At 60.8% G+C, this 18,798-nt stretch carries 16 protein-coding genes; 7 read left to right on the top strand and 9 right to left on the bottom strand.

The features are described 5' to 3' along the window. Positions 1-3: 3 nt before the first annotated feature. Genes rodA through KBY08_RS13095 form a run of 6 tightly spaced genes read right to left on the bottom strand, consistent with a single transcriptional unit; the run spans position 4 to position 5,934 of the window. A complete protein-coding gene (gene rodA, locus KBY08_RS13070; RefSeq protein WP_003399772.1) occupies positions 4-1,107 on the bottom strand; it encodes a rod shape-determining protein RodA in 1,104 nt (367 codons plus the stop codon). A gap of 31 nt (positions 1,108-1,138) precedes the next feature. Beyond that, positions 1,139-3,034 (bottom strand): penicillin-binding protein 2, encoded by a 1,896-nt coding sequence (mrdA, locus tag KBY08_RS13075; RefSeq protein WP_003399770.1) that lies wholly within the window; start codon positions 3,032-3,034, stop codon positions 1,139-1,141. Positions 3,035-3,062: 28 nt separating this feature from the next. Next, positions 3,063-3,530 carry a 23S rRNA (pseudouridine(1915)-N(3))-methyltransferase RlmH gene (gene rlmH, locus KBY08_RS13080; RefSeq protein ID WP_002555336.1) on the bottom strand — a complete coding sequence of 156 codons (468 nt, stop codon included), beginning with the start codon at positions 3,528-3,530 and terminating at the stop codon, positions 3,063-3,065. Between the two features lie 9 nt (positions 3,531-3,539). Further along, on the bottom strand, positions 3,540-3,926 hold the full coding sequence (rsfS, locus tag KBY08_RS13085; protein ID WP_002555337.1) for a ribosome silencing factor: 387 nt from the start codon (positions 3,924-3,926) through the stop codon (positions 3,540-3,542). Between the two features lie 60 nt (positions 3,927-3,986). Next, positions 3,987-4,646 carry a nicotinate-nucleotide adenylyltransferase gene (gene nadD, locus KBY08_RS13090; RefSeq protein WP_161420682.1) on the bottom strand — a complete coding sequence of 220 codons (660 nt, stop codon included), beginning with the start codon at positions 4,644-4,646 and terminating at the stop codon, positions 3,987-3,989. Positions 4,647-4,668: 22 nt separating this feature from the next. Next, positions 4,669-5,934, bottom strand: coding sequence for a glutamate-5-semialdehyde dehydrogenase (locus KBY08_RS13095; RefSeq protein WP_024651248.1), 1,266 nt, complete (start codon positions 5,932-5,934; stop codon positions 4,669-4,671). 285 nt (positions 5,935-6,219) lie between these two features. On the opposite strand from KBY08_RS13095, the gene KBY08_RS13100 reads away from it, so the two are divergent. From KBY08_RS13100 to KBY08_RS13110, 3 genes are all read left to right on the top strand, one after another. Then, complete coding sequence (locus KBY08_RS13100) at positions 6,220-6,891, top strand: DNA-3-methyladenine glycosylase (protein WP_011268989.1); 672 nt, start codon at positions 6,220-6,222, stop codon at positions 6,889-6,891. Positions 6,892-6,894: 3 nt separating this feature from the next. After that, a complete protein-coding gene (locus KBY08_RS13105; RefSeq protein WP_024639421.1) occupies positions 6,895-8,211 on the top strand; it encodes a bifunctional DedA family/phosphatase PAP2 family protein in 1,317 nt (438 codons plus the stop codon). 137 nt (positions 8,212-8,348) lie between these two features. After that, complete coding sequence (locus KBY08_RS13110; RefSeq protein WP_111522210.1) at positions 8,349-10,382, top strand: TadG family pilus assembly protein; 2,034 nt, start codon at positions 8,349-8,351, stop codon at positions 10,380-10,382. Here the strand turns inward: KBY08_RS13110 and KBY08_RS13115 are convergent. Then, complete coding sequence (locus KBY08_RS13115; protein WP_024660921.1) at positions 10,379-13,159, bottom strand: PAS domain-containing sensor histidine kinase; 2,781 nt, start codon at positions 13,157-13,159, stop codon at positions 10,379-10,381. The two genes, KBY08_RS13110 and KBY08_RS13115, sit on opposite strands and share 4 nt — an antisense overlap. Further along, entirely contained in the window at positions 13,149-13,604 is a 456-nt protein-coding gene (locus KBY08_RS13120) for a TadE/TadG family type IV pilus assembly protein (RefSeq protein ID WP_003399758.1), read from the bottom strand. Before KBY08_RS13120 ends, KBY08_RS13115 begins: the two co-directional genes overlap by 11 nt. A 74-nt stretch (positions 13,605-13,678) precedes the next feature. On the opposite strand from KBY08_RS13120, the gene KBY08_RS13125 reads away from it, so the two are divergent. Both KBY08_RS13125 and KBY08_RS13130 read left to right on the top strand, forming a co-directional pair. Further along, the gene (locus KBY08_RS13125; RefSeq protein ID WP_003399757.1) at positions 13,679-14,149 is read left to right on the top strand and encodes an A24 family peptidase; all 471 of its coding nucleotides are present in this window, start codon (positions 13,679-13,681) and stop codon (positions 14,147-14,149) included. 166 nt (positions 14,150-14,315) lie between these two features. Next, complete coding sequence (locus KBY08_RS13130; RefSeq protein WP_161632406.1) at positions 14,316-15,125, top strand: response regulator transcription factor; 810 nt, start codon at positions 14,316-14,318, stop codon at positions 15,123-15,125. A 7-nt stretch (positions 15,126-15,132) separates the two neighbouring features. Here the strand turns inward: KBY08_RS13130 and KBY08_RS13135 are convergent, their stop codons facing one another. Then, positions 15,133-16,788: a response regulator gene (locus KBY08_RS13135; protein WP_111522211.1), complete on the bottom strand. Its 1,656-nt coding sequence runs from the start codon at positions 16,786-16,788 to the stop codon at positions 15,133-15,135. A 264-nt stretch (positions 16,789-17,052) separates the two neighbouring features. On the opposite strand from KBY08_RS13135, the gene KBY08_RS13140 reads away from it, so the two are divergent. Together KBY08_RS13140 and KBY08_RS13145 are read left to right on the top strand one after the other, a co-directional pair. Further along, positions 17,053-18,132 carry a DUF2333 family protein gene (locus tag KBY08_RS13140; protein ID WP_011268997.1) on the top strand — a complete coding sequence of 360 codons (1,080 nt, stop codon included), beginning with the start codon at positions 17,053-17,055 and terminating at the stop codon, positions 18,130-18,132. Continuing rightward, a complete protein-coding gene (locus tag KBY08_RS13145) occupies positions 18,132-18,677 on the top strand; it encodes an NUDIX hydrolase (protein ID WP_003399749.1) in 546 nt (181 codons plus the stop codon). The genes KBY08_RS13140 and KBY08_RS13145 overlap by 1 nt, the downstream gene beginning before the upstream one ends. Positions 18,678-18,798 lie beyond the last annotated feature (121 nt).

Below are 18,798 nucleotides of genomic sequence, written 5' to 3' on the forward strand. Positions count from 1 at the left end.
TAATCAAACTTGAGCGATCCATTTACGATGTGTATGGATCGACATCAAAACCCCAAACGCTGACAGTAGGGTCACGAGCGAAGTTCCGCCGTAGCTAATGAAGGGCAACGGCACCCCCACCACTGGCAGTAGGCCACTGACCATACCGATGTTGACGAAAACGTAAACAAAAAACGTCATGGTCAACGCGCCGGCCAGCAGTTTGCCGAATAATGTCTGCGCCTGCGCAGTGATCACAAGCCCGCGGCCGATCAGCAGCATATAGATGATCAGCAGCGCACAGATGCCTACCAGGCCGAACTCTTCACCCAATACTGCAATGATGAAGTCGGTATGGCTTTCCGGCAGAAAGTCGAGGTGCGACTGGGTACCGAGCAACCAGCCTTTGCCGAACACGCCGCCCGAACCGATCGCAGCCTTTGACTGAATGATGTTCCAGCCGGTCCCCAGCGGATCGCTTTCGGGGTCCAGAAAGGTCAGTACGCGCTGCTTCTGGTAGTCGTGCATGAAGAAGAACCACATGGCCACCGCGGCCGGTATGGCCGCCGCCAGTACACTGATAATCCAGCGCCAGCGCAAACCGGCCATGAACAGCACGAAGGCACCCGACGCCAGAATCAGCAGTGACGTTCCCAGGTCGGGCTGGCGCACGATCAGAATGAACGGCACACCAATCAGGGCGAGACTGACCGCCACATGCTTCAAATGCGGCGGCAGCGTGCGCTTGGACAGGTACCAGGCGATGGTCGCCGGCATGATGATCTTGAGAAACTCCGAAGGCTGGAAGCGGATCACCCCGGGAATGTTGATCCAGCGCGTTGCGCCCATGGCGTTGTGACCCATGACATCCACCACCACCAGCAGCAGCACGCCGATGACATACAGCACCGGCACCCAGCGCGCCATGAAGCGCGGCTCCAGCTGGGCGATCACCACCATTGCCACCAGACCGATGCCGAACGAACTGGCCTGTTTGATCAGCAGGTCCCAGTTCTTGCCGCTGGCCGAATACAGCACGAACAGGCTGCCCGCCGCCAGCGTCAGCAGCAGGATCAGCAATGGGCCATCGATATGAATGCGCTGCAGAAACGTGGCGCGGCGACGCATCACGTCTTCACTGGACAGGATGCGGTCGAAATTACTCTTCACGGGCCGCAGCCTCCAGATTCAGGGAACCGGCGTACTCGGGTTTGAGATGGCCGTTTTCGTCGAGCAGCCAGGCGTCCAGGACCTGACGCACGACGGGGGCAGCAACGCCGGAACCGGACTCGCCGTTCTCGACCATCACTGCAACAACGATTTTCGGGTTATCAGCCGGGGCGAAGCCGACGAACAAGGCGTGGTCGCGGTGGCGTTCCTGCACCTTGGTGCGGTCGTATTTCTCGCCCTGCTTGATGGCCACCACCTGGGCAGTACCGCTCTTGCCGGCAATCCGGTACTGCGCACCAATGGCGGCCTTGCGCGCCGTACCGCGCGCGCCGTGCATCACTTCCTGCATGCCATGGTTGACGCGTCCCCAGTTGGCCGGGTCGCGCAGCACGATGTCCGGCATCGGATTTTCATCAACAGGCGCCTTGCCTTCGATGGTTCTGGCCAGATGCGGCCGATTCCATACACCCTTGTTGGCCACCAGCGCGGTCGCCTGGGCCAGTTGCAAAGGCGTCGCCTGCATGTAGCCCTGACCAATCCCGAGAATCAGGGTTTCGCCAGGGAACCAGGCCTGACGGCGCGTGGCGCGCTTCCACTCGCGGGACGGCATCAGGCCGGGAGATTCTTCGAACATGTCCAGCGAGACCTTCTGCCCGATACCGAACTTGTTCATGTAGGTAGCCAGTCGATCAATGCCCACCTTGTGTGCCAGATCGTAGAAGTACGTGTCATTTGAACGCATGATCGCCGTATCCAGATCGACCCAGCCATCGCCGGTGCGGTTCCAGTTGCGGTACTTGTGATCATAATTGGGCAGTTGGTAATAGCCCGGATCGAATACCCGCGAGCCAGGCGTCACCGCACCGGTATCCAGCCCGGCAATCGCCACTGCAGGCTTGATGGTCGAGCCCGGCGGGTACAGCCCTCGCAGGATGCGGTTGAACAGCGGCCGGTCGATGGAATCGCGCAGCTCGGCATAGGCCTTGAAGCTGATGCCGGTGACAAACAGATTCGGATCGAAGCTCGGCGCACTGACCATCGCCAGCACTTCCCCGGTGGCCGGGTCCAGCGCGACGACCGCACCACGACGCCCGCCCAGTGCCGCTTCGGCGGCTTCCTGAAGCTTGATGTCCAGGCTCAGGACGATGTCCTTGCCGGGGATCGGGTCGGTGCGCTTGAGCACACGCAATACGCGACCACGGGCGTTGGTCTCGACCTCTTCGTAGCCGACCTGACCATGCAGCTCGGGCTCGTAAAAGCGCTCGATGCCGGTCTTGCCGATATGGTGCGTGCCGCTGTAATTGATCGGGTCGAGGCTCTTGAGCTCTTTCTCGTTGATGCGCCCCATGTAGCCGACCGAGTGGGCGAAGTGCGGCCCTTGCGGGTAATGCCTGACCAGTTGCGCAACCACTTCGACGCCCGGCAGGCGGAACTGGTTGACGGCGATCAGGGCGATCTGTTCCTCGCTCAGCTCGAACAGGATGGGCACCGGCTCGAATGGCCGACGCCCCTGCTTCATGCGCTTTTCGAAGATGATGCGGTCGTCGGGGGTGAGCTGCAGGATCTCGACAATGGTGTCGAGCACGCTGGACCACTCGCCGGCGCGCTCACGGGTCATGCTGAGACTGAAACTGGGCCGGTTATCGGCGACCACAACGCCGTTACGGTCGTAGATCAACCCGCGGCTGGGCGGAATCGGCTGAACGTGAACGCGGTTATTTTCCGAAAGCGTGGAGTGATACTCGTACTGGATGACCTGCAGGTAATACAACCGGGCAATCAGCACGCACACCAGCAACACCACCGCCACAGCACCGAACACGACCCTGCCGCGCACCAGGCGTGCGTCCTTTTCGTGGTCTTTGAGGCGGATCGGTTGAGACATTTAGGCCGTATTCACAGTAAAGACGATGCTACTTGTGATAAGGGTGCCCGGACAGGACCGTCCAGGCGCGATACATCTGCTCGCCGATCAGGATGCGCACCAGCGGGTGCGGCAGGGTCAGCGGCGACAGAGACCAGCGTTGTTCACTGCGGGCACAGACTTCAGGCGCCAGCCCCTCGGGGCCGCCGACCATCAGGTTGACCGTGCGCGCATCGAGACGCCAGCGATCGAGCTCGACCGCCAACTGTTCGGTGCTCCACGGTTTGCCATGCACTTCCAGCGTGACAATCCGCTCGCCCGGCTGCACTTTCGCCAGCATCGCCTCGCCTTCCTGACGGATAAAGCGCGCGACGTCGGCGTTTTTGCCTCGGGTATTGAGCGGGATTTCCACCAGTTCAAGCGCAAGCTCGGAGGGCATCCGCTTGGCATATTCGTGCCAACCTTCTTCCACCCACTTGGGCATGCGCGAACCCACAGCGATCAGACGCAGACGCACATCAAGACCTTATTCGTTGCCCGGTGTGTGGTGCGCAGCGCTGGCAGCACGGCTTTGTTCAGCCCCCTGCCACAAGCGCTCGAGGTCATAGAACTGGCGTGCCGCAGCGGTCATCACATGGACGATCACATCACCCAGGTCCAGCAGGACCCAGTCGCTGTCGCCCTTGCCTTCTTCGCTCAGGGACTTCAGGCCGGCAGCCTTGACCTTGTCACGGACGTTATCGACCAGTGCGTTCAACTGACGGTTGGACGTACCGGTGCAGATCAGCATGTAGTCAGCGATGCTGGTCTTGTCGCGCACGTCGATGGTCAGGATGTCGGCACCCTTGACCTCTTCGAGGGCTGCAATCGCAACATTGATGACTTCTTCACTGCTCATTTTTTGCTTGGTCATATAAAACTCATTCAGCTCGTATGTGTGGGACCGTCCAGACGCTTGTCGATCAAAGCAGTTTCAGGACGACCCATCAGTGTTCGGCGCGCGGTAAAGTCCGCGCGCATCGATATAGGCCAGTACCGCGTCTGGCACCAGAAAACGTACCGACTTACCGCTGGCCAGCAGTTGACGGATCTGGGTGGCAGATACCGATAAAGGCGTCTGCCAGACGAATGTAATCTGTCCACCCGGCCCTTTCAGGGCCTTGGGATCGCTGACTGCGCGGGCCGCCAGCAGATTGCGCATGGCATCCGGCGACTCGCTGTCCGCGTCCGGGCGTTGCAGCACCACGATATGGCAGTGCTCCAGCAGTTCTTCCCATCTGTGCCAGGTCGGCAGCCCGCAAAAGGCATCCCAACCCAGCAACAGGAACAACTGGTCGCGAGGCGCCAGTTCGGCGCGCATCGATTCCAGTGTGTCGAGGGTGTACGACGGTTTGTCACGTTTCAGTTCACGGTCATCCACCGTCAGGGGCGACACACCCGCGACGGCGCTCTGAACCATCGCCAGACGATCCTCGGCGGTGACGCTCGGCATGTCACGATGCGGAGGCCTGGCGCTGGGCGTCAGGCGCAACTCATCGAGTTCCAGCAGTTCGGCCACTTCGAGCGCACCGCGCAAATGACCGATATGAACCGGGTCGAACGTGCCCCCAAGCATGCCGATACGTCTGGGCAGCGCGGTCATGGGGCTATTCAAGTCAGGCTTGTCCGCGCAATTGGCCGTCACCGATCACGATGTACTTCTCGCAGGTCAGCCCTTCAAGACCGACAGGACCGCGGGCGTGCAGCTTATCAGTAGAAATGCCGATCTCGGCACCCAGGCCGTATTCGAACCCGTCAGCGAAGCAGGTCGGCGCGTTGACCATGACTGAACTGGAATCGACCTCGGCCATGAACCGGCGCACCTGACTCTGGTGGTCCGAAACGATGGCATCGCTGTGATGCGAGCCGTAATGGTTGATGTGCTCGATGGCTTCATCCAGCCCGGACACGACGCGAATAGACAGAATCGCGTCCAGGTACTCGGTATGCCAGTCGTCCTCGGTGGCCGGGATCACGTCGATCAGCTCACGGGTACGCTCGCAACCGCGCAACTCGACGCCCTTCTCGCGAAACTGTGCGGCCATCGACGGCAAAAAGTCGGCGGCAATGGTCTGATCGACCAGCAGGGTTTCCATCGCGCCGCAGATCCCGTAACGGTAGGTCTTGGCGTTGAAGGCGATCTTCTGCGCCTTGGCCAGATCGGCGTGGGCACTGACATACACATGGCAGATGCCGTCCAGATGCTTGATGACCGGCACCCGCGCATCGCGGCTGACGCGCTCGATCAGGCCCTTGCCGCCACGCGGAACGATGACGTCCACGTACTCGGGCATGCTGATCAGCGCGCCAACCGCTGCACGGTCGGTGGTTTCAACCACTTGCACGACAGCAGCGGGCAGCCCGGCCTCGGCCAGACCGCGTTCAATGCAGGCCGCGATGGCGCGATTGGAATGAATGGCTTCGGAACCACCGCGCAGGATGGTTGCGTTTCCGGACTTCAGACACAGACTGGCCGCATCGATGGTCACGTTCGGACGTGACTCGTAGATGATTCCGACAACCCCCAGCGGCACGCGCATCTTGCCGACCTGAATACCCGACGGCCGATAGCTCATGTCGCGGATCGCACCGACCGGGTCTGCCAGCGCTGCAACCTGACGCAACCCGACGATCATGCCGTCGATCCGTGCGGGGGTCAGGGCCAGACGCTCGAGCATGGCCGGCTCAAGCCCGTTCGCCTGACCATTGGCCAGGTCCAGCGCATTGGCGGCAGACAGCTCGGCGCGGGCTTCGTCCAGAGCGGCGGCAGTGGCCTGCAGGGCGCGGTTCTTCTGCGCAGTGCTGGCACGACCGATCACTCGCGAAGCTTCGCGGGCGGCGCGACCCAGGCGGGTCATGTAGTCAAGAACGGACTCAGTCATTGGTCTCAGAGGTCTTGGCAAAGAGGAAAGCGGCTGATTATAGCTGTCGTGCCGCCCGAACGACAGCGCAGACAGGCGGATGGTCGATATCAGTGCGCAGATTTTTCGTCACCGTGGCAGGCGTTGCCAGCGGCCATGCACAGGCAGGCATCACGCATGGGCTTAACGGCCTGTCATGATTCGGTCATGTTCAGAAACAACAAAGCGCCTAATCCGGACACATTCAGCTGCAATTAAACTTGCGCTTGTTATTATCGGGCTCTTTCTCAATGTACCCGTCCGATTATGCCCACAGCCCTTCCCGACCACTTCTTTCATCGCGATGCCCAGGTGCTGGCGCGCGACCTGCTGGGCAAAGTCATTCGCCACAAGGCAGGCGACCTGTGGCTGGCCGCGCGGATTATCGAAACCGAAGCGTACTACTGCGCCGAAAAGGGCAGCCATGCCTCGCTGGGCTACACCGAGAAACGCAAGGCGCTGTTTCTCGACGGCGGCCACATCTATATGTACTACGCGCGTGGCGGCGATTCGTTGAATTTCAGCGCCGAAGGGCCGGGCAATGCCGTGCTGATCAAATCGGCGTTTGCCTGGACCGACGCAACCAGCGACGAAAACGCGCTGGCGCAGATGCAACTGAACAACCCCGACGCCAGCGGCGCGATGCGCCCGGCGCAACGGCTTTGCGCTGGCCAGACGCTGCTGTGCAAGGCGCTCGGCCTGAAAGTCCCGGTGTGGGACGCCAAGCGCTTCGACCCGCAGAAATTGCTGGTCGAGGACGTCGGCCAGACACCCGAACGTATCATCCAGACCACCCGACTGGGCATTCCTGCCGGGCGCGATGAGCACCTGATGTACCGCTTCGTGGATGCCGGGTACGCCCGTTTCTGCACACGGAACCCTCTCAGACGCGGTCAGGTCGAAGGCCGCGACTACTTATTTCTCGATCAAGGAAACTGACCGATGGGCGATCTGCTCAATGGAATGACTGGCTGGCTGACCGCAAACCCTTCCTGGGTGGCTGTCGCGATCTTTTTGGTGGCCTTCATTGAATGCGTCGCGATCGTCGGGATCGTCGTGCCGGGCACGGTCATCATGTTTGCCATCGCCGCCCTGGCGGGCAGCGGGATACTGCCGTTGAGTGAAGTGCTGTTGCTGGGTTTTCTCGGTGGGCTGCTGGGTGACGCGGTGTCGTACTTCGTAGGCCGGCGCTTTCATCAGAATATCCGTCAATTGCCCGGCTTGCGCACGCACCCGGAGTGGATGGAAGGTGCGGAAAAATACTTCCACCGTTACGGCATTGCCAGTTTGCTGGTAGGACGCTTCATCGGTCCGTTGCGCCCGATGCTGCCGATGATCGCCGGGATGTGCGACATGCCGCTGCCGCGCTTCGTGGCGGTCAGTGTGCTGGCGGCGGCAGGCTGGTCGATTGCCTACCTGATGCCGGGCTGGGCGGCAGGTGCAGCGATTCGCCTGCCACTGCCGGAAGGCTTCTGGCCCGAGGCGGCCGTGGTCGGCGGCGGCCTGGCCGTCCTGTTCGGGCTGAGCATCCAGAGCAGTATTCGCCAGAAACGCTACGCAACCCGACTGATTTCCGCGCTCAGCCTGACGCTGGTCGCGGCGCTGTTCTTCGGCTTCCCCTTGTTGGCCGACTTCGACAACGGCCTGATGACGCTCATCCAGGAACACCGCAGCGAAGCCACGCAGCACATTGTGGTCTTCGTCACCAGCATCGGCGATTTCAGGGCGCAGTTGCTGGCCGCCAGTCTGCTGATCATCGTGCTGGCGGTTGCCAGGCAATGGCGCCACGCAGCCTTTGCCCTGACCGCCACACTGGGCACCGCGATCGCCAACGGCATCCTGAAAACGTTTTTCGCCCGCGCTCGCCCGGAGGTGCTGTTAGAACCGCTGACCACGTACAGCATGCCCAGCGGGCATAGCTCGGCGGCCTTTGCGCTGTTCATGACCCTGGCAGTGCTGGCCGGACGTGGCCAGCCCGTGCGGCTGCGCGTGACCTGGATGTTCGTCGCCGGTATTCCGGCCCTGGCAATCGCGCTGTCGAGGGTATATCTGGGTGTCCATTGGCCCACCGATATTCTCGCCGGCATGCTTCTGGCGTTCTGTGTCTGCGCCGCCAGCCTGGCGCTCATTCAACGCAAGGACCCTTTGCCGGCCATGTCGGTGCGCGTCTGGTGGCTCGTCGTGCCAGCCATGACCGCGTTGCTGGGTATTTTTGCCGTTCGCGCCCTGTCGCACGGTGTGCTGCGTTACCAGTATTGATCGGCAGAACTGATCGCACCCGCGCGCAACGGGTGCGACACTTCTCAAATCTGGCACCTTGCCAGTGCTCTTTCGAGGCGTTGACTACACTCCCCAGCGACAAATGAGTGTGCGATGGCGTGATCGAAGGAGTGTTGATGTCTGCACTGGATGGTTATACGGCGCTGCCCTCCCGGCAGCGCGGCGCGATCGGCCTGATGGCGGCGCTGACCATGGGTCTGGCGCTGCTGTGCACGCTGACCGTTATCGACAGCGGCAGGCTGTACCTGGAAAAGCGCTCGTTGCAGCGGGTTGCGGACATTGCCGCCCTGGAAGCGGCAGGCCGCAGAGGAACGTGCAGCGGCACGGCGGCCTCGGCGCCCGATTTCGCCAGTCAGAGTGCTACGCGCAACGGTTTCACCCCGAATACCGATGGCCGCACCCTGGTGACTCGCTGCGGAACACTTGCGGTGGACGTCGCGGGACCTCGCGTATTTGTCGCCGACTCGACGCAAGCGCTGGCTATTCAGGTGGTTGCGGCGCATCCGGTGCCGCGCAGCATTGCAGCCGGCATTGGCGCCCTGTTCGAAAAAACGCCCTCCCCACCGAATGTGACGATCAGCGCCACCGCCGTGGCCGCCAGCGCCTCGCCGCTGGCGGCACTGACCATCCGCAGTGCGGCAGTCACTGTGGACAGCACCGGCGCCGCCCTCCTCAACCCGGTGGTCGGCAGCCTGCTGGGCGGTACGCTGAACCTGAGTGTTGCCAACTGGCAAGGCATCGCAGACACCAACCTGAGCCTGCTGAGCTACCTGAACAGGCTGAAAACCGACCTCAGCCTTACGGCGATTGGCTACAACGATGTACTCAACACCTCGGTATCGGTCAGTCAGTTGCTGCAGAGCGCAATCAACGTCATCAGCCCCAACGCGACGCTGGGCGGTGCCGCCGCCATTCAGGGCCTGCAAGCCTTGAAGCTGGCGGCTGGAACGACCACCGTGCTGCTGGGTGATCTGCTCTCAGTGCAGAGCGGCACGGACCTCGCCGCGCTGAACACCAATCTGCGCCTGATGGATCTGGTCCAGGGCCTCGCGCAACTGGCCAACGAAAAGACCGGCGTTCTGACCGCCACCCAGATCAATGTCGCCGGGCTGGCGCAGGTCACCACACGCATTCAGGTGATCGAGCCGCCTCAGCTGTCGGCGATCGGCGACCCGAGCAAAATCGACCCGCTCAACCCGCGAGACGGTGCCAACCGGATTTACGTACGCACGGCACAGATGCGCGCGCTGGTGTCGATCAACCTGCCGGTGCTCGGCACAATCACTTCGCTGGCCAATACCGCAGGTTCGGTGATCGGCAGCCTCACGCCGATCCTCAACAGCGCATTGGGCCTGAACCTCGCCGGGCTGGGGACCTCGGCCTCCTGCGCGCTGGGACTGAGCAGTTGCATGGTGAGCGACTTCAAGTTTCTGACCGACAGCTCATCAAGCGCAGGCCCGAGAATCGACATGAGCCTGTCAATGGCCAGCGCCGACAGCTACGTCACCGGTTTTACCTGTACCAGCAACGCCAGCAAAACCCTCAACGTCAAGACCGACGCAGCACTGCTCAGCGTCAGGATCGGCTCGATCGACAGCTCGTCGGCCTTCCCCGCCAGCACTGATCCGGCGGCCATCACCGCCCTGCCGGTGCCGGTCATCGATATCGGCACCATGACCTGTCAGAAAATCGCCGGGCTGCTGGGTAACTGCACCGCCCGCAAGCCTTTCGGGGGTGGCGGTATCGGCCTTACCTTCGACAACGTCAGCCAGTCGGCACTGGGCAGCTCGACGGTGACCAGCACGACGTTCAGCTCGCCCAACCTGCCGGAGATCAACAGTGCCCCGTTTTACCTGACACGCGTTGCACACACCAAACCGAGCACCTTGCTCAACGGCACGGCTTCAAGCGTGAAAGTGAATGTGTATAAACCGGCGACCAGCAATGTGCTGGGCAACGTCATCACCGGTGCGGCCACCACACTGAACAGCCTGACCCTGGCGCTGGATGCGATTGTCGACGACACCCTGACACGCTTGCTGACGTCGGTCGTCGACCCGTTGTTCGAATCACTGGGTGTGAGCATGGGGGCTACCGATGTCGGCACCAACCTGAGCTGCAACCTGGGTCAGGCGACGCTGGTGATTTAGCTGCCGGGCTGATCGGCGTTGAATATCGGCAGCTCGATCTGGAAGCGAGCGCCCTCGCCGATGTTGGCGACGCTGAGCTGGCCGCCCATCTGGTCGACGATGCCGTAACTGACGGACAAGCCCAGCCCGGTGCCGACACCTACCGGTTTAGTGGTGAAAAACGGCTCGAAAATGCGCTCCAGCAACCGCGGATCAATGCCTCCACCGTTGTCCTGGACCGCCAGGCGGATGATATTTTCATCGCGCTCGGCCTCGACACTGATCCATGGCTCGAAATCCCGGTCCTTTTCCCGGCGCGACAACAAGGCATCCCGGGCGTTGACCATCAGGTTGATCAGCACCTGCTCAAGCTGATCGACATGACCACGAACCCGCACCGCGTCGATCATCCCGCCGACCCGCAGCTGCACGCCCTTGCCTTTCATGCCTTCAGCCAGCATCGAGATCGTGCCTTCGACCGCCTGGGCCGGATCGAACAGCTGCTCTTCTACTTCAGAGCGGCGACCGAATACCCGCATATGATCGACCACCCGGGCGGCGCGCTGCACCTGGGTGTCGATGCGATTGAGCTTTTCAGTGAGGTATTCGATGTCCACATCACCCCGACCCAGACGCTTGAGGACGTTGACCACGGCCATGCGCATGACGTTGAGCGGCTGATTGATCTCGTGGGCCAGACCGGTGGACATCTCGCCAAGCGTTGCCATCTTCGCGCTCTGATTCAACTGCATGCGCGAGCGGCGTACATCGGTGTTGTCACGGCCCACCGCCTGCACTTCGACCAGTTTGCCGTGTTCATCGAATACCCCCCGGTCGGCCCATATCCACCAGGCATACTCGCGTCCCGGCAGCTCGATACAGATTTCTTCGGTACTCACCGGCGCTTCCGGAGTCAGCTGGCCGATACGCTTGATGAATGCCTCGCGCTGCTCGTCCGACAGCCAGTCTCCCAGGTTGATCCCGGTCAGTTGCTCGGGTGTGCACTCCATATACCTGGCCAGCGGCCGGTTGCCGAAACTCAACACCAGGTCCGGCGTGTAGCGGCAGATCATGGCCGGCGAATCCTCGACCAGAATGCGGTAACGCTCCTCGCTACGCCGTATATGCTCGGCGGCCAGGGTGGCCTCGGTCACATCCAGCCACAGACCCACCGCCTCCACCGGCATGCCGAGGTCGTCACGCAGCAGTCGCGCCTCGTCCAGCAGCCAGTGGTATTGGCCGTTCCTGTTGCGCAACCTGAAACGGCGGCTGACGAATCCTTCGCGCAGCAGTTGGCGATTACGCTCGAACCAGATGTCGTGGTCGTCGGGATGGATGTACCCCGCCAGTTGCCCGTCGACGCAATCGGCCAGCGTCCAGCCCAGCAAAGGCGTGAGGCTGTCACTGAAAAAGGTGGGTTCCAGATTGCCGTGATCATAACGCTGCACGTAAATCACGGCGGGCGAACTGGCAATCAGGTTATCCAGCCGGGCATGGGCGGCGGCGGCCTCGGTTTCCTGATTCTTGATATCGCTGACGTCCAGCATGAAGCCCAATACCCGCTGCACCTGCCCCCTGTGCAACGCTTGCCCCTGAATACGAAACCAGAGGGTTTCCTGAGCGGGGTCGTTTTGTGCCAGACGTACACAGAGCAACAGCGGCGTGCCCTTGTCGCGCAACTGGGCGAGGCGACTGGACAGCTCCTGTCGATCGGCGGGATGAATCAGTGCCAGCCAGTCCTGACGCGACAGGCTCTCGACCCGGTCGCCCAGACGCAGACTGCGAGCCAGCTGCGGTGCCAGCAGAACCTCGTCACGATCCGGCAGCAATTCCCACCACCCGGTGCCCAGCAGGTCCTGAAGCACCGCCAGGCGTTCGACATGGTGACGGTTATGTTGCTCGGACATTCGAAAAAGCACCGGCCCGGCCAGCGCCGAGCACAGGTTGAGCCACTCGCGCTCGCCCAGGTCCGGCGCCTGCTGCTGCGCGTTATAAAAACCGAACATCAGCCAGGCCTTGGCAACGTTATCGCGGCTGTGGGGGATGAGAAAACCGTCAGCGTTGCCGAAAACACTTTGCAGCGCTCCCGCATCGACACTGCCGCCAAACCTCAACTGCTGCGTGGCATCGACGTTGAATCGATCCAGCGCAGTGCCCAGCCGCTGCCCGACCTGCCACAACTCGGGCGCCGTATGAGCGCTGTACTGACAATAAACACGCCAGCCGACACCGCCAACCTCCGGCAACACCAGCGCCACACAGGGAATGCGCCACAGCTGCGCGAGTTCCTCCAGTTGCTCGCTCACCACGGCAGTCAGGCGGTCGACATTGCACCCTCGCACACGCTCGGCCATCTGCCCGGCAAACCGCAGGCACTGCTGGCGGCTGCGCGCGGCACTGGCTTCCTCCATCAGGTCGCTGATATCCAGCAATTGCAAGAGCCAGCCCTTGCCATGCGCCTGCACCCAGCCTCGGGCGTGCAAGGTATGTGCATCGTCGCCCTTGAAGTCCAGGTCGAGCATGTGCCCCAGCCAGTCACGCGGCACACCTTCGATAACCAGTGCACTGTTGGGCAGCAGCAGACTCATCAATCGCTGGGCAGCCGGCAGTGGCGCAGCGATGTCCAGACGAGAGAGCAAGTGCGGGCTGATACTTTGTATACGGCCTTCGTCATCCAGCAGCAGATAAAGGTCCGCACCGATCGGACCGGGCTCGCTCGATATCGGCAAGGGCTGCGGCACCTGCGTTGCTTCACCACGGCCCAGCCAACGGCTCAAACGATTCTTTTCAAGGGACAAGTTGCAGACTCGCTTGTGCAGTCAGGTTGCTGGGCAAGCGCGGAACCTCGCCAATGCCTGGAAGAGTCAACAAGGGCAGTACCTGAGCCAGTCGGGTCTTGGGGTACTGGATGGTCACGGTCAAAATGCCTGCGCTATAGGTCACGCTGGTATGGTTGATATTGAATCCCAGCGCAGGGGGTATCCACGACAACTGGTTCATGACCACACTCTGAGCCTGACTCTTTAACAAATCGTTATAGCCGGTAACTGTTGGACTGAGGGCCACACTTCTGCGCACCGCTTCACTGGCGGCGGCATTGAATGACTGAACCATGAGCAACGGCAGGCTATAACTCACCATGCCGTAGAACACCGCAAAGAAAATAACGAACACCGCAGAGAATTCAATAGCGGCGGCCCCCTGTTGACGACGGGGCAAGGTGTGGTGCAGAACAGTTTTCATATCGACGTCTACCCTGACATGTAATGCATCAACACAGCATAGATCTTTCCCGATAACAGGATGTCTTCGGCGTGATGAAATTATTTTTCCTGCTGATCTGGTTTGCAATTTGCGCCGAACAGGATGCGCGTTGCAAGCAGATTTCCAACGGACTGACACTCGGCGCAGCAGCGCTGGCGATTATCTACCTGGCGTTGACCGGTATGACCTGGCTCGGCTCGCCTGCGCTGGAGGCCCTGCTGGCCGTGACCCTGGCATTGGCGCTGACATTGCCCGGTTACGCACTCGGCAAGTTGGGCGCCGCAGACGTCAAACTGATGACGGCGTTGGCGCTGGCCTCGAACAGTGCCTATCTGCTGTGTACGTTTATTGGCGCGGGTGTTGCCATGGCGACCTGGCTTCTCGTCGGAAAGAGTGCCTGGCCGCTTGCACAGCAATGGGTTGCGCAACGCTATCGGTATATGAACCCTGCGGCGCCAGATAAACATCCTTTTTCACCTTTTTTATTCGCCGGTTTACTCCTGAGCACGGCACTGCTCCACTAGTCGAATAACAGCGCGGGAAATTTTAATGCTATGTACATAGTCAGAAAGTACGACTACGGTTAAGTCATGGCCATGACGTACTGTCACCAATACCCACACTGATCGAATAACGCCGAGTCATGTTTTGCTGAATGGATCGGGGCGCCGTCGGCGGCCCCCTAACAGCATGGAGTTGCCTGTGGATAACTACCCGCTCACGAAAGTTCTAGTGGTCGATGACCAGCCCCTTATCGTTGAAGAACTCTGCGAGTTTCTGGAGAGCAGCGGCTATGAGTGTGTGCGTTGCCATTCAAGCCTTGAGGCCATCGAGCATTTCAGCGCCGACAGCACCATCGGCATCGTACTCTGCGATCTGGAAATGCCCGGCATGAACGGCATCGAGATGGTCGAAGCGATGAAGATGGCTGGCGGCAAGACGCACCTGTTCGAGGCCATCATGCTGACCGGCCAGGCCGAGAAAAAAGACGTCATCAAGGCGCTTCGGGCCGGCATCGCCGATTATTATCAGAAGCCGGTCGATCTGGAAGAATTGCTCGAGGCTGTGCAGTTGCAAGTCCAGGCGCTGCACGAGCGGCAGAAAACCCGCCAGCAACTGGGCCTGCTCAACGAAAAGCTCCAGTTTCTGGCCGCCTCCATCGACGATCTTTATCAGAACCTGGACAGCGTCCAGAACAGGCCTCAAACCGAGCGCAAAATGCGTAACCGCCAAGAACGTGATGGGCAGCAACGTGACGGGCAAATGCCGGTGGCACTGGCCAAGTTGTCACCCCGCCAGCTGGATGTGGCGCGCCTGGTCAGCACCGGACTGACCAATTACCAGATCGCCTGCGAACTGGGCATTACTGAAAACACTGTAAAACTCTATGTGTCGCAAGTGCTGCGCCTGACTCACATGCATAACCGCACACAACTGGCATTGGCATTTTCACCGGGCAAATCGGCAGAGCGGCAAAGGCAGAGCGAAAGCCAGGGCTGAACGGAAGTCAGGCTTCGATCCCGTTCAATACGACGTGATAAGGCACATCGACCAGCACCGAATGCACCCGATTGCGGCCGGCGTGCTTGGCGCAGTACAACGCCGTATCCGCCTGGGAGGCAAGGCTCAGGCTGTCGTCATGGGCACCGAGAGAAACCACCCCGGCACTGAAGGTGCAGAACAGATCGGCGGGCTGCGCCGGGTAATGGATCTCTGCAAAGCGATGGCGGATGTCATCCAGCACCCTGTGGGCGCTCTGGATGTCGGTGTCCGGCATGACAATGGCAAATTCCTCACCGCCGTAACGCCCGATGAAGTCGGTTTTGCGCAAGCGTTGCTTGAGAAACAGCGCAAGGCTCTTGATGACGCGGTCCCCCATCGGGTGGCCGTGGCTGTCGTTGACCTTCTTGAAGTGGTCGATATCGAGCATGGCAAAGCACAGCGGCTTGTCCTCACGTCGCGAACGAAAGCTGCAATCTTCCAGCAGTTGCAAAATATGCGTGTGATTGTAAAGCCCGGTCAGGCTGTCGCGGACCATGCGTGCCTTGAGGCTTCGCGCCCTGGCAGCACGGTTGCGCACCGTGGTGATCAGATGACGGGGTTTGATCGGTTTGGTCAGAAAATCGTCGCCGCCTTCGCTCATGGCATCGAGTTGCTTGTCCTGATCGTCTTCGGCCGACAGATAAATGATCGGCACGCTGACATAACGGTCGTTATGGCGAATGACCTTGGCCAGCTCCGTACCGGTACACCCCGGCATGTACATGTCGAGAATGATCAGGTCGGGCTGAAACTCGGCCAGTTCGGACATCGCCTGAATCGGGTCGAGCAACACCCGCGTGACGATTCCGGCGGCGTTGAGAACACGCTCGGTGTGCAGCGCCTGCGCGCGGGAATCGTCGATGATCAGCACTTTATAAGGCTCGTATTGAGCCACGCAGGTCAGCACTTCGATTTTTTCCAGCAGACTCGACGCTTCCAGCGCGCCGGTCAGAAACTCTTCGCCACCGGCCCTGACGGCGGCCAGGCGGGTGGGCGTATCGGTTTCATTGAGGCTGAAAAACAACAGCGGAAGCTTCTGTTCCAGCCCTTCCTGAGCCTGAGAGGCCAGTTCAAGCCCCTTGCCCGGCCCGCTGAAATCGACATCCATGACAATCGCTGCCGGGTGCCGCTGTGCCATCGCCCGCTGAAACTCGGCGACATTGTGCAGCGACAGCGCCGCCAGCCCGAAAAACTCCAGCTGCTTGGCCAGGCGCTCGGCCCGCTCGTGATCCTGAAGCACTATATAGACGGGCTTGCGCAACGGTGGCAGCGCCGTCTGCTCGAAACGATCGCCGTGCCGCAGTCCGGTTCGGGAAAGGCGCTGCATCAGACGATTGAGATCCGTGATGACACGGCTGTTGAGACGACCGCGATTGGCTTTCACCGCATCGAGGGCCTGGCTGATCTCATGCGCCAGAGCGCTGTGTTCTGCCTGCTCGAAACGCTCGGCGAAGCGCGAAAGACGCTGCGTGGACTCCTTGAGCTCGGCCATATCGCCGACCGACCATTCGGCCTTTTGCAGACGCTGCCACGTCTCCAGAATCTGGCGCGCCTGGTGAATGACCCGTTGGGCAAAGTGATGCTTCAGGCGATCTCGGCTAGGGTCTTCGTGGTCGGTCATGGTCAGACTACTGTGGTTTTGCTGAGCGATACGGCTGATGGCGCTATGCTAGCACCTCCGTTACAACAGAACAGCGTCGTAAGTCACTTATTTGACAACAATTTGATGGCGCATAGCCAGTATGCAAAATCAATCGATGCATAGACTGCGCCTATGATCGTTACAGTTCAAATATCAAGATAATGTCTGTCAGCCGCACCTTGAGGTAAGGTTGCGGTCGAACGCCTCGTGAAGCATTCAACTCAAGATCGAAAGGACCCTACCATGCTGGATTGGAAGAACCGCGCAGGCAGCGCGGGTGCGCGCAGCGCTGACACTTCATCGACCAAACGCCGCGGTTACCTGGGTAACCTGTTCTATAGCCGTGCGCTGGGCGCCCTGATCTTGATCTACCTGCTCGTCGCACTGGCAGTCGGCTGGTACTGGAGCAAGGAACCTGCGCTGTTCCCGGTACAACAGAATGCGCAAGCCGCCGCCGAGCGCGAAGGCAAACAGATGGTCATCGGCTACACAACGGTTGAAACGCTCAAGACCGTGGCGGGCACGTTGCTTAACAAGCCCGGTGGATACCTGTCCAACGACCGCATGCCACCAGGCCTGTGGCTGGACAACATCCCGAGCTGGGAATACGGCGTGCTGGTGCAGGTGCGTGATCTGAGTCGTGCGCTGCGCAAGGATTTCGCCCGCTCCCAGTCGCAATCGGCTGAAGATGGCGATCTGGCCCGCGCCGAGCCGTTGTTCAACTTCAACAATCGCAGCTGGTTGCTGCCTTCCAGCGAGTCGCAGTACGCCGAGGGGATCAACTCCCTGAGCCGCTACCAGGCACGCCTGTCCGATCCCAACCAGAAAGGCGCGCTGTTTTATGCCCGCGCCGACAACCTGAACAACTGGCTGGGCGATGTCGGCACCCGCCTGGGTTCGCTGTCGCAACGCCTGTCGGCCAGCGTTGGCCGGGTCAAACTCAACAGCACGCTGAAAACCGAAGCCGCTGTGTCGGTCAAACCCGGTGAAGTACCGCAGGTCGACGAGGAAATCGTCGAAACGCCATGGCTGGAAATCGACAACGTGTTCTACGAAGCACGCGGTCAGGCCTGGGCCCTGTCGCACCTGCTGCGCGCCATCGAGGTTGATTTTGCCGATGTACTGGCGAAGAAGAACGCGACGGTCAGCGTGCGCCAGATCATTCGTGAGCTGGAAGCCTCGCAAGAGCCGATGTGGAGCCCGATGATTCTCAACGGCAGCCCGTTCGGCGTGTTCGCCAACCACTCGCTGGTCATGGCCAACTACATCTCGCGTGCCAACGCTGCGGTCATCGACCTGCGCCAGCTGCTGAATCAGGGCTGATGTCCATACCTGCCAACGAGGCCGCGCACCGCGCCGCCTCGGATGCCGAGCAGATCGCCTGGGTCGACGAACAGGATCGACTGCTCGGTTCGCTGGTCCGCGCTGACCTGCGTGAACGCGGACTGATCGGACGCGGCACTTATATCCTGCTGTTCAACAGTCTCGGTGAGCTGTGCGTGCATCGGCGCACCTTGAGCAAGGCGATTTATCCCGGCTACTGGGACGTAGCCGCAGGCGGGATGGTCCAGGCCGATGAAAGCTACGCAGCCTCTGCCGCGCGCGAGCTGGAAGAAGAGCTAGGCGTCAGTGGCGTACCGCTGCAGGCCCACGAACAGTTTTTCTTCGATCAGCCGGGCAACCGGCTCTGGTGTGCAGTGTTTTCAGCCGTATGGGACGGACCTTTGAAACTGCAACCTGAAGAGGTCCTGGAGGCGCGCTTCATGCCCATCGCCGAAGTTCTGCAACAGGCTGAGCATAATCCCTGGTGCCCCGACTCCCTGGCGGCACTGAAACGCTACCTTAAGCAGATAGAGAACGAGCAGTAAGCGAGTGTTCAGCAATTGGCACATCCAGCCCCTTAGCAACCGGCCGGTTTGCCGTTACACTGCGCGACCTTTTCAAACTGGACCGGCCCTGCCGTTTCAGTAGCGCTGCCCCTGCCAGAGT

Origin of the sequence: Pseudomonas sp. P135, assembly GCF_020312125.1 — a bacterium.
GTDB lineage: Bacteria > Pseudomonadota > Gammaproteobacteria > Pseudomonadales > Pseudomonadaceae > Aquipseudomonas > Aquipseudomonas fragariae.

What these genes read in the sequence shown, in the direction of transcription:
- rodA (WP_003399772.1), bottom strand. Translation starts at nt 1,107, where the DNA reads ATGCGTCGCCGCGCCACGTTTCTGCAGCGCATTCATATCGATGGCCCA.
- mrdA (WP_003399770.1), bottom strand. Translation starts at nt 3,034, where the DNA reads ATGTCTCAACCGATCCGCCTCAAAGACCACGAAAAGGACGCACGCCTG.
- rsfS (WP_002555337.1), bottom strand. Translation starts at nt 3,926, where the DNA reads ATGACCAAGCAAAAAATGAGCAGTGAAGAAGTCATCAATGTTGCGATT.
- KBY08_RS13095 (WP_024651248.1), bottom strand. Translation starts at nt 5,934, where the DNA reads ATGACTGAGTCCGTTCTTGACTACATGACCCGCCTGGGTCGCGCCGCC.
- KBY08_RS13100 (WP_011268989.1), top strand. Translation starts at nt 6,220, where the DNA reads ATGCCCACAGCCCTTCCCGACCACTTCTTTCATCGCGATGCCCAGGTG.
- KBY08_RS13105 (WP_024639421.1), top strand. Translation starts at nt 6,895, where the DNA reads ATGGGCGATCTGCTCAATGGAATGACTGGCTGGCTGACCGCAAACCCT.
- KBY08_RS13110 (WP_111522210.1), top strand. Translation starts at nt 8,349, where the DNA reads ATGTCTGCACTGGATGGTTATACGGCGCTGCCCTCCCGGCAGCGCGGC.
- KBY08_RS13120 (WP_003399758.1), bottom strand. Translation starts at nt 13,604, where the DNA reads ATGAAAACTGTTCTGCACCACACCTTGCCCCGTCGTCAACAGGGGGCC.
- KBY08_RS13125 (WP_003399757.1), top strand. Translation starts at nt 13,679, where the DNA reads ATGAAATTATTTTTCCTGCTGATCTGGTTTGCAATTTGCGCCGAACAG.
- KBY08_RS13130 (WP_161632406.1), top strand. Translation starts at nt 14,316, where the DNA reads ATGGAGTTGCCTGTGGATAACTACCCGCTCACGAAAGTTCTAGTGGTC.
- KBY08_RS13135 (WP_111522211.1), bottom strand. Translation starts at nt 16,788, where the DNA reads ATGACCGACCACGAAGACCCTAGCCGAGATCGCCTGAAGCATCACTTT.
- KBY08_RS13140 (WP_011268997.1), top strand. Translation starts at nt 17,053, where the DNA reads ATGCTGGATTGGAAGAACCGCGCAGGCAGCGCGGGTGCGCGCAGCGCT.
- KBY08_RS13145 (WP_003399749.1), top strand. Translation starts at nt 18,132, where the DNA reads ATGTCCATACCTGCCAACGAGGCCGCGCACCGCGCCGCCTCGGATGCC.